This window comes from Sphingobacterium sp. UBA1498 (assembly GCF_002325125.1).
Taxonomy (GTDB): domain Bacteria; phylum Bacteroidota; class Bacteroidia; order Sphingobacteriales; family Sphingobacteriaceae; genus Sphingobacterium.
The window spans coordinates 19,034-33,756 of sequence record NZ_DCRG01000032.1; the positions used below are offsets into that span (position 1 = coordinate 19,034).

12 protein-coding genes are annotated in these 14,723 nt (G+C 39.3%); 6 read left to right on the plus strand and 6 right to left on the minus strand.

The window, feature by feature from the left end; genetic code table 11:
- Window positions 1-135: 135 nt before the first annotated feature.
- A complete protein-coding gene (locus B3139_RS17190; RefSeq protein WP_293884773.1) occupies window positions 136-1,950 on the minus strand; it encodes a mechanosensitive ion channel family protein in 1,815 nt (604 codons plus the stop codon).
- A gap of 290 nt (window positions 1,951-2,240) precedes the next feature.
- On the opposite strand from B3139_RS17190, the gene B3139_RS17195 reads away from it, so the two are divergent.
- Window positions 2,241-4,691 carry a glutaminase domain-containing protein gene (locus B3139_RS17195; protein WP_414711840.1) on the plus strand — a complete coding sequence of 817 codons (2,451 nt, stop codon included), beginning with the start codon at window positions 2,241-2,243 and terminating at the stop codon, window positions 4,689-4,691.
- A gap of 48 nt (window positions 4,692-4,739) precedes the next feature.
- Here the strand turns inward: B3139_RS17195 and B3139_RS17200 are convergent, their stop codons facing one another.
- Together B3139_RS17200 and B3139_RS17205 are read right to left on the minus strand one after the other, a co-directional pair.
- Window positions 4,740-6,659 carry a sensor histidine kinase gene (locus B3139_RS17200; RefSeq protein ID WP_293884775.1) on the minus strand — a complete coding sequence of 640 codons (1,920 nt, stop codon included), beginning with the start codon at window positions 6,657-6,659 and terminating at the stop codon, window positions 4,740-4,742.
- Window positions 6,656-7,399 (minus strand): LytR/AlgR family response regulator transcription factor, encoded by a 744-nt coding sequence (locus tag B3139_RS17205; RefSeq protein WP_293884776.1) that lies wholly within the window; start codon window positions 7,397-7,399, stop codon window positions 6,656-6,658. The genes B3139_RS17200 and B3139_RS17205 overlap by 4 nt, the downstream gene beginning before the upstream one ends.
- 186 nt (window positions 7,400-7,585) lie before the next feature.
- Between B3139_RS17205 and B3139_RS17210 the strand changes: the two genes are divergently transcribed.
- The 3 genes from B3139_RS17210 (at window position 7,586) to B3139_RS17220 (ending at window position 9,491) form a co-directional block, all read left to right on the plus strand.
- A complete protein-coding gene (locus B3139_RS17210; RefSeq protein WP_293884777.1) occupies window positions 7,586-8,215 on the plus strand; it encodes a Pr6Pr family membrane protein in 630 nt (209 codons plus the stop codon).
- 95 nt (window positions 8,216-8,310) lie between these two features.
- Entirely contained in the window at window positions 8,311-8,832 is a 522-nt protein-coding gene (locus B3139_RS17215; RefSeq protein WP_293884778.1) for a hypothetical protein, read from the plus strand.
- 389 nt (window positions 8,833-9,221) lie between these two features.
- A complete protein-coding gene (locus B3139_RS17220; protein ID WP_293884779.1) occupies window positions 9,222-9,491 on the plus strand; it encodes a hypothetical protein in 270 nt (89 codons plus the stop codon).
- Between the two features lie 114 nt (window positions 9,492-9,605).
- Here the strand turns inward: B3139_RS17220 and B3139_RS17225 are convergent, their stop codons facing one another.
- Both B3139_RS17225 and B3139_RS17230 read right to left on the minus strand, forming a co-directional pair.
- On the minus strand, window positions 9,606-10,226 hold the full coding sequence (locus tag B3139_RS17225) for an HPP family protein (protein ID WP_293884780.1): 621 nt from the start codon (window positions 10,224-10,226) through the stop codon (window positions 9,606-9,608).
- A 218-nt stretch (window positions 10,227-10,444) separates the two neighbouring features.
- Entirely contained in the window at window positions 10,445-11,020 is a 576-nt protein-coding gene (locus tag B3139_RS17230) for a GNAT family N-acetyltransferase (RefSeq protein ID WP_293884781.1), read from the minus strand.
- 200 nt (window positions 11,021-11,220) lie between these two features.
- Here B3139_RS17230 and B3139_RS17235 point away from each other — a divergent pair, with 200 nt between their 5' ends.
- Both B3139_RS17235 and B3139_RS17240 read left to right on the plus strand, forming a co-directional pair.
- A complete protein-coding gene (locus tag B3139_RS17235; RefSeq protein ID WP_293884782.1) occupies window positions 11,221-12,750 on the plus strand; it encodes a DUF2931 family protein in 1,530 nt (509 codons plus the stop codon).
- A gap of 524 nt (window positions 12,751-13,274) precedes the next feature.
- Complete coding sequence (locus tag B3139_RS17240) at window positions 13,275-13,952, plus strand: ATP-binding cassette domain-containing protein (protein WP_293884783.1); 678 nt, start codon at window positions 13,275-13,277, stop codon at window positions 13,950-13,952.
- 61 nt (window positions 13,953-14,013) lie between these two features.
- On the opposite strand, the gene B3139_RS17245 is transcribed toward B3139_RS17240, so the two are convergent.
- Window positions 14,014-14,697 carry a YceI family protein gene (locus B3139_RS17245; RefSeq protein ID WP_209577957.1) on the minus strand — a complete coding sequence of 228 codons (684 nt, stop codon included), beginning with the start codon at window positions 14,695-14,697 and terminating at the stop codon, window positions 14,014-14,016.
- Window positions 14,698-14,723 lie beyond the last annotated feature (26 nt).

The following is a 14,723-nucleotide window of genomic DNA, read 5'->3' on the forward strand; positions in this document are numbered from 1 at the left end:
TTATTGAAGTCAAAATTACAGCCAATTATTAAGAAAAAGCTAGTCCAATTTAGCTAATACAAGCTGGTCCAGTACGAGCGTCTCTACACGAGTGTTTTAGGTAGACTGCTCGATCGGGAGCGGCTATTACTGAAATTAGTTTTCTTGCGTCTTGCCGGGCATATTTGGATTATATTGCTGTACATGTTCTGCCTTAGCATAGATATGAGGTCCATTCATATCAATTCCTGCGGTTAAAAAGTCGTCAAGAATTAACTGAAAAATTTCAGATCTTGCAAATTCAATTTCCGCAGATCTTTCAATAAAGACATTCAGCTCATAGAGTACATAAAAATCATCTAACTGTTTTTGTAGCACAAATGGTGCGGGATTAAGTTTAACTCTTTTTACGCGCGGTGGTATGTTTAAAAGCAACTCATGGATCCGTTGCCAAGGCTCTTCATAACCGACCGTTAATTCCACCTGAAAGCAGATTCCATCCTCTGAAAAGGTCGAGTAATTCACTGTATTTCCGGAAAGAACAGAGGAATTGGGAATCGTAATCTCCTCATTCTTTATGGTTCGAAGCCTGGTTACCAAGGGCGATTTTTCGATAACAACACCTGTTTTGTCGGCAATGGTGATGCGGTCTCCGATCCGGAAAGGACGCATATACGTGATTACAAGACCTGCAATGATATTGGAAATCGCAGAAGATGACCCTAAAGAGAACAGGATACCAATAAATACGGATATTCCTTTAAAGATATCTGAATTTGCTCCGGGTAAGTACGGGAATATGAGCACCAGCGTAAATGCGTGAAGCAGGAAACGAACGATGGTAAAGGTTGGCATGGCAAAATCACGGTGAAAACCGTTAATTTCTAATTTGCCCTTGTCAATCTCGCTAAAAATATATTTTATAAATCGAACAGCATAGCGCATGACGGCAAGTATCACTAAAATTGTGATCAGATTTGGAATATAATGCCATATGGCCAAGACTGCGGTTTTGAGCGGTTTTGTGAAAAGTCCGATCAGATTGGAAGCCCAGCTCTGTGTAAATGGGAAAACACTGAAAACAATAGGCAGCACGATAAAGGCGATTAGGATGATCAATCCCCAACGTAAGATATTAATCGCATGAATAAACATCCGTGTTTTTTGTACCGAAGTAACGAGTACGTAATTTTTGATCTTAATGTCTTTAATCCGCTGCGTTCGTTCCGTTAGTATGCGTCGTGTCCCGTATGCTTTTAACCTATTTATTAGTAAGATCAGAATAGAAAAAACAATGAGAATAAGGAGTACGAGCCCAATTCGGGTAAGAAGTTTTGTGATGCTGTTCGCGGCACGTTCAGCTGTGATGCTATCTTGAATCTTTTTTAGATAGTTTGCCGCAATTTCTTCTTTGCTTTTTCCTTCAAGAAGTGCATCAAGTTCGGTGACGGAAGTTATGATGAGATCTTTATAAACGATGTCGGCGCTGATTTCGCTGTTTTCGATTTTAAATGAATCTACTTTCACAAAATCATCTTCATAGAGATTGTGGATTCTGCTAACCACGTTGGAAGCGCGATCTTTGGCTAATGACGATCCAAGCTTATTGTAGATATAGAATAACGTGTCTTGAAACGGCGCGACTGCGTATCTTTTTGTGTTTTTTTTGATCGAGTCTACTTTGACTTTCAGTTGCTGCTGCCGAATCGTATTTTCTTCGTCAAACTCATTGAGCTGCTGTTTTAAGTTCTCCTTTTTGGGACTATTTTGACTTTTAAGGTCGGCAATTTCGTGCTGAAGCTTTACCCGTTCGAGCGAATCATTGATTTGCTGTTGCCTGATTCCATTCAGTAGGGAACTCAGATCCAGCTCTTTTTTATTGACCGAATCTATTTCTTGTGCATAGAGCTGTAAGCTTGTTGACAAAAGATAAGATAGGGTCACGAAGAAATAAATAGAAATACTTCTCATTGTGTTGTTGGTAAAATTGAATGCCGATTTTTATTAGGTCATTGAGCACATAACGATCGGACGGGTTCTCAAAGATAATAATTATCTTGATTAGATGGCAGCATGTCAAATATGATATAAATTGAAGGTAAAATGATACGATGCGACAGCTGAATTCCAATTATTCCAACTTTCTTTGTTAAAAGGATTGGGCAAATGCTCAATAGGGAAAACTGTATAGCTAATTTTATCCAAAAAATATGATTAAACCTTTTCAAAAATCTATTTATGCAATGAACAAACTTGGGAAGATGGGTCTCTGTATTGTTGTGGCCTGTGTTTCCGCTGTTTTAGATGGACAAGCCCAAGAACGCAAAGCTCCAGCTTATCCATTGATTACACATAACCCCAATTTCAGTATATGGTCCATGACGGACCAGCTTCATGCGTCGACAACGAAACACTGGACAGACGCTGATCATTCACTGTTGGGTTTAATTGATGTTGATGGCAATACTTATCGTTTTCTTGGCAAAGAAGAGCCTAGTTATGCGGTCATTCTACCGACTTCGGAAGATAAATCTTATACGGTACAGTATACTGAATCGAAGCCTCAAGGCGGCTGGGAGTCTTCCGCTTATAATACGAATACGTGGAAATCGGGACTTGCACCCATCGGTGATGATGCGCAGCAGGTAAAGACACTTTGGAAATCAGACGATATCTGGGTGAGACGTGAGTTTTCCGTTGCGGATCTGAAGGGTATCAATGAGCTGTTTCTAAAACTCAATCATGATGATAATATCGAAGTATTTTTGAATGGGAAGAAGGTTTACGAAAAGGTAGGTTGGACCAACAGCTTTCAATATTTGCCGATTGACAAGGCTAATTTAAAGGCCGGGCAAAATCATATTGCCATCCATTTGAAGAATAGTGCTGGCGGTCGTTACCTCGATTTTGGATTGGTTGACAGGCTTAAAGAGCGTGGGCCACGGATTCAGGAAGCGGTGCAAAAAGATGTGGAAATAACAGCGACGCGTACGGTCTATAATTTTCAGGCCGGTAAGGTGGATCTAAAATTGACCTTTACGTCGCCTTTGCTGATGGATGATCTGAATGTATTGGCTCGCCCCGTAAGCTATATCACATACAACGTAAAAGCAAATGATGGCAAGCAGCATGCGGTGAAAGTTTTTCTAAGTGCATCCTCAAATATTGCGGTGTATAAACCTTCACAAGAAGTAACCGCCGAAAAATATGAGACAGAAAAATTGTCTGTCCTAAAAACGGGAACGGTCGAACAACCCATTTTGCAGAAAGGGGCCGATGATATGCGGATAGACTGGGGGTATTTTTACGTTGCTTCGCCGAAGCGGGATAAAACGCAACAGTTTATTAGTCCGAGGGCCGGAGCTGTAGATGCCTTTAGAAAGGGAACGACGACCGCTGCAAAAACCGTTAAGGGTACATCACTTGCGCTGAACACGGTCATTCCATTTGGAACTGTGGGGGCGAAAGCGGAGGAGCGTTTTGTTGAGGTTGGCTACGATGAGATTTATGCGATTCAGTATTTCAACAATAACCTGAAACCATGGTGGAACAATTCTGGCAAAGAAACGATGGAAAATCAGTTGTCTTTGGCTGCAGATGAGTATCGTAATGTGCTCGATAAGTGCGTGGCATTCGACAAGGCGGTTTATGCGGATGCGCTCAAATCGGGTGGAAAAGAGTACGCACATCTTAGTATTCTAGCTTATCGCCAAAGCATAGCAGCACATACCTTGGTAAAAAGTCCGCAAAATGAACTATTATGGTTGTCGAAAGAAAATAATAGTGGTGGTTTTATCAATACGGTGGATGTCACTTATCCTTCAGCGCCCTTGTATCTGATCTATAATCCGGAGTTGTTGAAAGGGATGTTAAGTGGAATATTTTATTTCAGTGAGAGCGGTAAATATCCCTATCCTTGGGCCGCGCACGATTTGGGTACGTATCCATTGGCCAATGGTCAAACCTATGGTGAACCTATGCCTGTGGAGGAATCGGGCAATATGATTATTTTAACTGCGGCAATCGCGAAAGTGCAAGGAAATGCTGACTATGCCAGGAAGCATTGGAAAACCCTTACTACTTGGGTAGATTATCTTGTTAAAGACGGTTTTGATCCTAAGACACAGCTTTGTACAGACGATTTTGCCGGTCACCTTGCTCGAAATACGAACTTATCTGTCAAAGCAATTGTTGGTATCGCTTGTTATGCGCAGCTGGCTGAAGCAATTGGTGAAACAGCCATTGCAAAAAAATACCGTGCAATTGCGGAGGAAATGGTTCCAAGATGGATGGAAATGGCAGATGCTGGCGACCATTATGCGCTGACATTTGATGATAAAAATACTTGGAGTCAGAAATATAATTTGATCTGGGACAAAGTATTGGGATTAAATCTATTTCCTCAAAAGGTCTATGATACGGAAATTAAATATTACCTAACCAAGCAAAATAGATTCGGCATACCATTGGACAGCCGCAAAGCCTACACCAAAAACGACTGGATTCTTTGGACAGCATCATTTGCTCCATCAAGGGAAGCGTTTGAAGCTTTGGTAAAACCAGTGTATAACCATGCAATTCAAACGGAATCCCGCGTCCCTTTGAATGATTTTTATGATTCCAATACTGGAATTCGTGAAAATTTTAAGGCGCGTAGTGTCGTTGGAGGGTTTTATATGAAAATTTTAGCGGATAAGCTGCAACAACAATAAACCAATGACCCAGGAGTAGCTGTCTGAATGAACGAAGAATACAGATCATCAATAGGTCACCGGTATGTGAAGGATCACTGTGGTGCCAGCATTCGGGTTTTTGTTGATCTGTATACTTGCTTTTTTTCCGAGCAATTGCATGCGTTCTCGGCAGATGGCTCCTGAAAGCGACCGATGTGACAATTCAGGAATGTCGCTATTGATTTTACCACTATCTTGAATCTTCACGCGCAGGATATCTCCTGATAGTGCAAATTGGATGTCAATGCTGCCATTGCCTATATGGAGGTCTATACCATGAAGAATAGCATTTTCAACATAGGGTTGTATCAGCATGGGAGGTAGCATCACCGCACTGAGGTCTTGATCTTGCGGAGGTGTAATATGGTAATGAAAAGTGTCATCAAAACGCATTTGCTGTAGAATGAGATAGTTTTCTAAGGCCTCAAGTTCCTCACTTAGTGGGACAACGTTCTCACGGCTTAATTCGAGATTGCTACGTAATAAGCGACTGAAAAGATTTAAATATTTAATGGCATCTTCTTTTTTATCAAGGCGCATAAAGCTTTGAACAGCCGAAAGAGTATTGAAAATAAAGTGTGGTTCCATCTGTGTGCGTAGTAATTGCTGCTGCAATAAGACCTTTTCTTTTTCTTGCCTGGAACGTCGCTGGCGAAAACTGGAATATAGAAAGAAAAGGATGATGATCAATAAAATGATGGCCAAAGAGGTTGTCATGAGCCAGAGACGATTTTGCTGCAGTTGAAGTTTATTGATTTCAATATTTTCATTCAGCATACGAATAGATTGATCTTTCGCCTGAAGCTGATAAAGAGCATTCATTTCTGCAATCGCCTGTGTATTCTCTGACTGGTAAATACTCCTTTGTAACTGAACAAGGTGATTCAATACATCTATTGAGGCTTTATTTTTCCCTTGCAAGCTGTATAGCGCGGCGAGGTTGTTTTGAAAGGTAATTTCGTTGGCGGGAAAAATTAATTTTGGAAACTGTGCTTTCAGCCTATTGGCCTTTTGGATGAATTTTTCTCCCAAAGCGGGCTTATTTAATGTCACATAAATTGCAGCTACATTGCTGTAATCAACAAATAGATTATTCATCAATGTTGGAGATGATGTCTGTTGATGCAAATATTCGTCTATTGCAATTTTTCGCAGTTCATAATGTAAAATGGAATCAGTTTTTTTCGCAGTTTCGTAGTATTGGATCTTCGAATCGTACAAAAAACTGATGTTGTATTTGTCTGGGTGCTTAGCGTGTAATTCTTCGAGTTTATGGAGGTAGGGGGCAATTTCAGCTGCGGGTCTCTGCAAGGTATTCAGTGTCTGGATAATTTGTACCAAAACGCGTTGTCGATTGATATGTCCTTCAGGCAATGCATCTACTAGGGGTAATGCCGCTCGATTCATCTTTTCAGCAAGATTATACTGAAAGGAAGTGAGGTTGTTTTGCGCTGCAGACAGTAATATTGCTGATTTTGCTTCGTTTGACAGTCCTGATGCGGTGTCCGACAAAACAATTGTAGCAGCTTTATTATAATAATAGCCAGCTTCTCGTTCCTTTGCTTCGAGACTGCGGATGTTTCCTATGCCGTTATAAATAAGCGCCTTGTATTTTGCATTCCCCGTGGTTGGTTCAATCAGCTCAAGAGCCTTTTCAACAAAGAAAAGCGCTGAATCTTGCCTGCTCCTGGCATATTGTCGAGCCAAGTAATATTTTACGCGGGCAGCCAGCACGGTATCTTTTTTCACATTCAAATTCTGGTCTAATTCTAACCAGACCTGTTTTAAAGAATCCCCGTTTGCGCCATTCATTTTTTGGTCCTCGAGCGATTGAATCTGTGCGGCAAGAGCTTTACGTTCAGGTGAGTATGTGCCTTTTTTTTTCGTACAGGCTATGAACAATAGGCAGATTGATAGCCAAGGTAAAATGCGGTTCAGTGCGCTCATTTTTCTGGAAACAGCTGATTTAAAATCGAGTTTTTTCTGCGCGAGGAGATGGGAATTTCCTCTTTGTTTTTTAAGACAATATATTCGGAGCGATTGACGCCTGAAATATGCGACCTATTAACAAGATAGGACTGATGGGTGCGCAAAAAATAGGGCTGGGGCAATAATTCTTCATAATATTTGAGCGGTTTGGATATTAACTCTTTTGTGCCATCATTTAAAAAGAAAAATGTATAAGGGCCATCTCCTTTGCAATATACGATGTTATGAACAGGAACGATGCGTACTTGCTGTAGGGATGATAACGCGATACTTTCGGGTAATTCCCGGGCATACAACGCCTCTTGTGCCATGGATAGACGCTGCATCCATTGTGGATTGTTTTCTCTTTTGCGTCGAAAGCGTTCTAAAGCTTCGTTTAATTCGGTTTGATCTACAGGTTTTAAGAGGTAATCTAGCGCACCATATTTAATGGCTTTGATTGCAAAATGATTGTAAGCAGTAATGAAAATAATATTCTGTGGAATTACAGTCAACTTCTTTAAGATATCAAATGCTGTTCCGTCGCGGAGCTGAATATCCATAAGAAGAACATCGGGCTGTTTGTCTTCAATCAGTTTTACAGCATTTGTCACAGTATCACTCCAGCCAACAAGTTCAACGTCAGTCTCCTGTTGCAACAAATAGCTGATTTCTTTGCGTATGGCGGGCTCATCTTCAATAATGGCTATTCTTATCATCTATTCATAATGCTTTATATCGGATAAAAATAATAATAGTAAGTCAGTAATCTCACTCCATTTACAAATCTTTGCTATTATTTATTATGCAGATTCAAATTCAAACGCCGGAAAGCTGAATTTATCATTTAATTTCAAATAGTGTTTAAAATCTTTATATTTAGTAGGGCTAAGGCTAATTGGGATATGGAGATTCATAAGTCATTAAAATCGGTTTTTGCTGGAAGCATTGGTTTAGTCACCCTATTGGCCCTTGTTGGGCAATTTACATTAAGTGCTCTTGTCTCGAAGCTTGGTACAACCGATTATGTAATACAGTTTTTTAGTTATTTTACGATTTTAAGTAATGTCTGGGTGCTGTTATGTTGTTTTTTTACTGTTTTCTTGGCAAAAAGCCGATTGGGCATATTCTTCACTAACGCCCAAACAATTACTGCCGTCACACTCTACATACTTATTGTCGCACTTATCTATAATAGCTTACTTCGTTTTTTGTTAAACACAAAAGGGATGCTGAGTTTGGTAGACGAGTTACTGCATGTTGTAACGCCTTTGAGTTTTTTCCTCTTCTGGTGGCTATTTTGTAACAAAAAAGTACTCCGTTGGCACCAGATTTTCTATTGGTTGATTTTCCCGTTAGGCTATCTGTTGTACACATTGTGGCATGGTTCGGTTTCTGGATTTTATCCTTATCCTTTTATCAATGTTTCTGAGTTGGGCATAGAAAGCGTTATTTTGAACAGTTTGGCAATGACTTTGGTTTTCGTCCTTATCGCGGTGGTATTGATTGGATTGGGAAAGTGGCAAAATAAATAGCGTACTTAACGTATTGAAAAATAACAAAACTCAAAGCTGTTCGATATTGTTATATGACAGAACAGTTTCTATTTTATACTTTAATTGAATTGAAAATGGTTATACGATTTTTTGTCTGTGTCTCTTTGGTATTATGTACGATATGTTGTTTTGGTCAAGTTGATGTTGATAAAATGAGGGCCGAGTACGCTACCGCCGTTCAAAATAAGAAGCTCTGCGAAACGAATCTGAAACTATTGGAAAAATCCGCCAATTCCGCAACGGAGAAGGGTTACCTCGCTGCTTATGAAATTTTATGGGCCAAACATATGGGCAACCCATTTTCGAAATTGGGTCAATTCAAAAAAGGAAAGAAGCTTTTAGAAGAAATGATCATGAAATATCCGGACAATATCGATTTACGTTTTATAAGATGGAGTGTCCAGACACACGCACCCTCTTTTCTAAGCTATGGTAAAGATCGATTGCGCGATAAGGAATATTTAGTAAACAATTTGCATAAATTGCCCAACCCAAAAGGCAGGGAGGTGATCTACAAATATTTAAAAGAAGCCAATAGTTATCTTAAAGGTGACCATGCATTCTCGCAGGCCGAACTCAATCAGCTTGCAAAATAGAACGTATACTGTCTATCGTTAAGGAATGTATTGTACGTATAGGTTCTAAATAGCATATTATACCATATACTGTATCACAATATATACTAGCGCAAAATGTTCAACAAAATGATTGAACACAAAATTAGAAAGACCCCGTCATTTTCCTCATGTCGGGGTTCTGTTTTAAGAGGCCGCTGTGGATAGCCCCTTTTCCTTTATTATGATTGTTTTAAATCAGCATGCTTAGTCTCAATATAGTCGATTTGAATGGCCGATCGCGCGAATATTAAACGATGCGATGCGAATAATAACTAGCGGTTGTCAAAAGCTGGAGTACACTTATTTTTGTCTACATATCCCTTTGTAGTTTAATACAGGAATGATTACTAAATCATAAATATTGACAGATGTTTAAAAATAGGAGACTCAGCAAAAATCCGCTTCATTATGTATATGCGGTATTATGGATTGTTTTATTTGGTTCAATCGCTTACTATATTTATTCGGGAGCAGCATTTAAACCCGACAATGGAAAAATTCATTTGGTAGCTATTCTTATCGCTTGGGTGGTAGAGTATCTAGGACTTACAATGACAAGTCTACTATTCTTAATTTATGGAATCTATCGAGCTATGACTACCGTGTTTGACAAAACAGATGTGAGCACTGACAATTAACACGTTGCTGCAAAACCGCGTTTACATTCAATAATATACTAGATTTTAACTCGCTATACGTGTTTTGACGGCGATGAAGGTTTTTCAAGATATTAGCTGAAGGTTTTTAAAACATTACATGCGCGATGTGCTGGAGGCTTTAGCAAAGCGGTTTTTTAAATGCTGCCTCCTTGAACGGCGCAGGCGTGATTTTTTTACAGGGTAATGTCTGTTATTGGTAATATTGTTAAAAATTAAGGCTACGAGCAATAGAATGGTGCAGCCTGATAGAACCGGGCTTAATACATACCAGTATCCCATTGATGCAATTTTCGTTCCGCTGCTGACTGCAATCAGCGCTGTTGCTCCACCCGGAGGATGCAAGGTACGGGTATACTGCATACACACAATTGACAAGGCAACAGCAGAAGGGGCTGTAAGCCAAATAATATCAGGAAGGAGCTGTGCCACTGTGACGCCAGCGATGGCAGAGACAACATGCCCACCGATTAGGTTGCGAGGCTGTGCTAGTGGGCTTTGTATCGCTCCGTAAACCAAAACTGAAGAAGCTCCAAAAGAGCCAATCAAAAAGACATTTTCTATTGAGGGTAAGTGAAGTGATTGGATATAAGCGATAATGAATATCCCGACAAAGGCACCAATGAAGGACCAAAAATGTTCCCAAGGATCGACTAATGTCTCCCTATAGACCACGTATCGGTATATCCGTAATTTTCTTTGAAGATGCTGTTTCATTTTATGTGCAAATATAGATAGAACTAGCGTTCAAATTTTGTGCATTCTATCTCGATTTTTGAAGATTTTATACCATGCAATAGCTATTAATAAGCTTTGCAGGTATACGCTATTTGTCGGTATACGCTATTTGTCCCCCAAAGCTGTCCACCTGCTTTTTTTGAAGCAGTTGGCGGAATGTGGGTACCAATAGGTTATACGTTTAACAAGAGTTCTATTTAAGTAAGCTGCATATACATATGATAATATGCGCTACCTGCAACGTACGTTTTCTTCCCAACGTGAAAACCAATCCTTTCATAGAGCTTTCGCGCATTTGGATTCGCGAGGTCAACAAGCAGGCCAACCTGATTAAAGTGGTTTTCTTGGGCATGTGTAATGGCATGGTGTAAAAGTTTGGTTCCGATACCTTTACCTCTTGCAATGGGGGCAACGGCGATGGAATCGATATAAAATTCGCCACCTGCTGTTTCAGTTTCTGGAATCAAATTATTTGCGTAGTGATCCGCTATAAGATCGAGAATAGGCTGTCTTAATTCAATAAACCGGTCACCATCGTAACCTGTCAACGAGCCTATAATCCGGTCATTCATGTCAACGGCCACAAAAGTGTTTTCATAACTGTAAAGATTTCCTTTTTGTTGGAAAAGCTGCGTTAAAAACTGTACGGCTGCCTGTTGATCTTCCTGTCGGATCAAGCGGAATATCATCTCTTCCATTGCCTGAAGCATAATTTCAGGAACACGGTGCGAATCGCTTGCTGTGGCTTTTCTAATTTTATAGTGGGTATCCATGATGGTAACAATAAAAACGAAGTTAGTAAACTTGATCGACTTTACTTAGACGATTTGATTTCCCTGCTTTGGGTCGAATATTTGATCAGGACAGTTGAATATCGATCTGCTTATATTCCTAAAATATTTCTTACTATTTTTAAAACGTGTTGTTGTATCTTAATAGAGGATGACAGCTTTTTGGATTAAAACAAAATATAATGATTGTAAGAGTTACAGTTTCTGCTTTTTTGGTTGCTATTTTTAGTCTCATCGCGACCCTACTTGTACATGAAGCAGATTTAAATATGATTTATGCGGCTTTCTGCTGTTCGCCGTATTTTATTATTCTCGCGTTGGTTTATTTTCATTTCGATGTTTTTAGGAAGAAATTTAGTAGGGTAGTGAAGCAAAAAATCGCTTTTGAATTTGGTTACGGATTTCTATTTTATTGCTTTTTTTCTTTCTTGCTTCCAGTATTACTTTATTTATTTACGTTAGATAATGCGTACGAACATCGTTATTATGCGGATTTAGTTGGGGTAATTAAGGAAATGCTGCCTTGGATGTTAACAATCAGTGCATTCCTCTCCTTATCGAGCGGCGTGATGATAATCTGGGCATTAACATCCTGGAAATATGTGGTGTTCACGCTATTCGGACTTCTGGTTTCACTCCCGGTTATATTTGCATTATCAACGACTATAAGCACATTTAATGAACTACGGGAGGAACGTCTCACGCAGGAAGATAATGTTAAGAACGGACGCTATACATGGTCCTGCTCGATGAGTAACCCAACAGCTTATCCGGTTCAGTTATATAATGGACGTTTTATCTTTCCAAAAGATGAGGATTACGAATTTACGTTTAGTGAGGGCAATATTGTGAACTATCATGGCGTGTGGGGACAAGCAGGAGGCGGTTCGTATGAGCAAATGATGTCATTACCTAAAGCATTGGATGTGACTTGGTATTCATTCGTTGAAGATGCTTTTTATCGGATGGAGGGTGCGATTGATTACAATAAATTACGGACACTTTTCAGTACGTCATTTCAAGAAAAAGGAGCGAACAAAACTGTCGACGAACATTATAATAAGATTATTTTGGGTTTTGCTCCGGGGGGCGTACTGGTGATATGGGTCACGGGCACAGGACGTCGTCAAATTGAAATCGGCCGATATCAAGCTAAGAAAGTAGTGATCAAAGCTACGGATCAATACAAAGGAAATGGGGCGTATGGAAATATCTTTAATAAGGAATGGCGAGAAACGGTATTGTCCGACACTTCAATTATTCCTTCGGAGATTCAGCAAGCAATTGCAAATAAATCTATTCCGTATGGTTATTGGGATAAATTACGTATGCGTTATCAGTTGCAGCCAAAATTTATTTTTTCTTCCGACATTAAAACTTTCGATGCAGATTTTGAGTTTTTTAATGCAGAGCGTTTTGTCTTTGATGAGAGCGGCCGGTATATGGAAATGGAGGCTCGAGGCCTTCCGAAAGATATTTACATCAAATGGTATGATCAGCATAATAACCGCTGCGCCGCCCGGTTTATTTTTGATGAAGATGAAACTTTTAAAAACTTTGCTTCATTTTTCAGTGATAAAAGGGGGGATAGCGCCGAACTGGCGATCAGTGTTGATACAAAGACTAAAATAGCAACAGCGACGTTGAGTAATCATAGCGCGAAAAAGATGCTTTTAAAAACCGAGGTAATCGACTATGGAGCGCATTTTTAGCGCGTTGAGCTAACTCAGCAGTATCTTTACGGCATCCCATAAATCTCAACAGATTAGGTTTTCGCCTAAGTACTTTGTACAATAAGTACTGGAGTTAAGGAATGTTAAAACTGATATACAATCTTTTTATTTGGCTATATTCATAACAGCGTTTACATGTTATCGATAATGATAGCGCCAATTTAACGATAGCGCCAATTTAAATCTCTTTTCCAATCCTTATTGAGTCATAAGCAAATGGTACGATTGAGTTTAAAATTTTTTAGATTCATAATTCTTTTTAATCTATTGGTGACGGTCTGTATTCTTTGGCAGTCGCAACGTTTTATGTTGAGATCCATTGATACAGCGTCGTTCTTCATGTTCATATTCTGGTTGAAGGTTTTCGGTACTATTCTATCTGTTGCCGTCGAATATCTCTTTCACCTTTCTAAAAAGAAAATATTTCTTAAAAACCTCCACCTTTCGCCGAGTCGGATGCTAATAAGGCTTACTGGAATAGATTTGTTGTTATTTATAATACTATGTCTGATATTGAAATGCTTTATGATCGCAATTTATACCTAGATAGTCTATCGTTTAGCCGCGGTGGAAGAAAGATCATTTCAAATCTTTTTTTGACTTTTGGACCAAACGAGGTGATTGGAATATTGGGAAAAAATGGAAGCGGAAAGTCTACGCTAATGAAAATCATATTTGGAGAGACCAAACCTGATTTTGCATTTATGCGTTGCCAAGGTGTAAAATTTGAAAAGGGATACCGAACGAAGGAGATTGTATATCTGCCCCAAGAAGGCTTCTTACCTCGAGAATTGCGGCTTTCTGAAGCAATTCGTTTTTTTGAAATAGATGATTCTCATTTACTGGAACTTTCATTTATTCATGAAAATTTAAATAGGCATCTGGGTAACCTCTCGTTAGGAATGATCCGCTTTATTGAAACTTTAATACTATTGCATACCAAACATTCTTTTGTTTTACTTGATGAACCCTTTGTCGGACTTAGTCCTATTTTTATTGAGGTGATTAGCGCGCACATTGAACGTGTCAGGCATCGCAAAGGAATATTGATAGCTGACCACTATTTTAGGCAAGTAATGGATGTAAGCGATCGCTTATATCTCCTAAAGGACTCCCATTTGATCCATGTCTCGAATCAGGAGGATCTCGTATTTGAAGGGTATATAAAACAAATAGATTAATCAGGTAAGTTATACTTGATTAATCTATTTGATGCCATGAATGACTTATTGCTATAAAAAATTATTTAGCATTTTTTGCGGTAACATTAAGCTCGATGTCAACGTTTTGTGCAATCATCCAATCTTGTGGGTTACCTTCTGTACCGTAAGTAAGTCCCCAATCTTGTCTTTGGATCGTAAATTTAGAGTAGAATGTTACCTCGTCACCATTGAAGGTAATTTTTGCAGGGAACGTTACATTCACCGTTTTATCTTTGATCGTCAAATTACCACTAACTGTATTTGTTGCGTCAGCAACAACACTTTTTCCTTGTGCCGCATCGAATGGACCGACTTTGGTGATTTCAAATTTCGCAGTTGGATATTTGGCTACGTCAAAGAAATCAGCACTTTTTAAATGCGCATCCAAATCTGATGATTTTTTACCACCTGAAGTTGTAGGATCCACCGAAGCAGAATCGGTAAGAATAGAATTCACATCGATGGTGAAAGTACCACCGGTGACAGCATTATTTTCGACGGATAGCGTACCCTCGCTTTTCAGAACACCATATCTTGGATTTAAACCACCTTTGTGGTATCCAGTCCATTTCAACGAACTTTTATCTGCTTCAACAGTGTAAGTTTGTCCTTTTTGTTCAGTTACTTCCTGTGCAGTTGTTGTTGTTGCTTTATCACCATTTGTGTTTTGACAAGAAGCCAACAAGAGGATAAGGGCTAAACCCGAAATTAATTGCTTTTTCATTTTTTTATCGTTTTATTGTTATATGT

What these genes read in the sequence shown, in the direction of transcription:
- B3139_RS17225 (WP_293884780.1), bottom strand. Translation starts at nt 10,226, where the DNA reads ATGAAACAGCATCTTCAAAGAAAATTACGGATATACCGATACGTGGTC.
- B3139_RS17215 (WP_293884778.1), top strand. Translation starts at nt 8,311, where the DNA reads ATGGTTATACGATTTTTTGTCTGTGTCTCTTTGGTATTATGTACGATA.
- B3139_RS17200 (WP_293884775.1), bottom strand. Translation starts at nt 6,659, where the DNA reads ATGAGCGCACTGAACCGCATTTTACCTTGGCTATCAATCTGCCTATTG.
- B3139_RS17245 (WP_209577957.1), bottom strand. Translation starts at nt 14,697, where the DNA reads ATGAAAAAGCAATTAATTTCGGGTTTAGCCCTTATCCTCTTGTTGGCT.
- B3139_RS17210 (WP_293884777.1), top strand. Translation starts at nt 7,586, where the DNA reads ATGGAGATTCATAAGTCATTAAAATCGGTTTTTGCTGGAAGCATTGGT.
- B3139_RS17220 (WP_293884779.1), top strand. Translation starts at nt 9,222, where the DNA reads ATGTTTAAAAATAGGAGACTCAGCAAAAATCCGCTTCATTATGTATAT.
- B3139_RS17190 (WP_293884773.1), bottom strand. Translation starts at nt 1,950, where the DNA reads ATGAGAAGTATTTCTATTTATTTCTTCGTGACCCTATCTTATCTTTTG.
- B3139_RS17205 (WP_293884776.1), bottom strand. Translation starts at nt 7,399, where the DNA reads ATGATAAGAATAGCCATTATTGAAGATGAGCCCGCCATACGCAAAGAA.
- B3139_RS17195 (WP_414711840.1), top strand. Translation starts at nt 2,241, where the DNA reads ATGGGTCTCTGTATTGTTGTGGCCTGTGTTTCCGCTGTTTTAGATGGA.
- B3139_RS17235 (WP_293884782.1), top strand. Translation starts at nt 11,221, where the DNA reads ATGATTGTAAGAGTTACAGTTTCTGCTTTTTTGGTTGCTATTTTTAGT.
- B3139_RS17240 (WP_293884783.1), top strand. Translation starts at nt 13,275, where the DNA reads ATGTCTGATATTGAAATGCTTTATGATCGCAATTTATACCTAGATAGT.
- B3139_RS17230 (WP_293884781.1), bottom strand. Translation starts at nt 11,020, where the DNA reads ATGGATACCCACTATAAAATTAGAAAAGCCACAGCAAGCGATTCGCAC.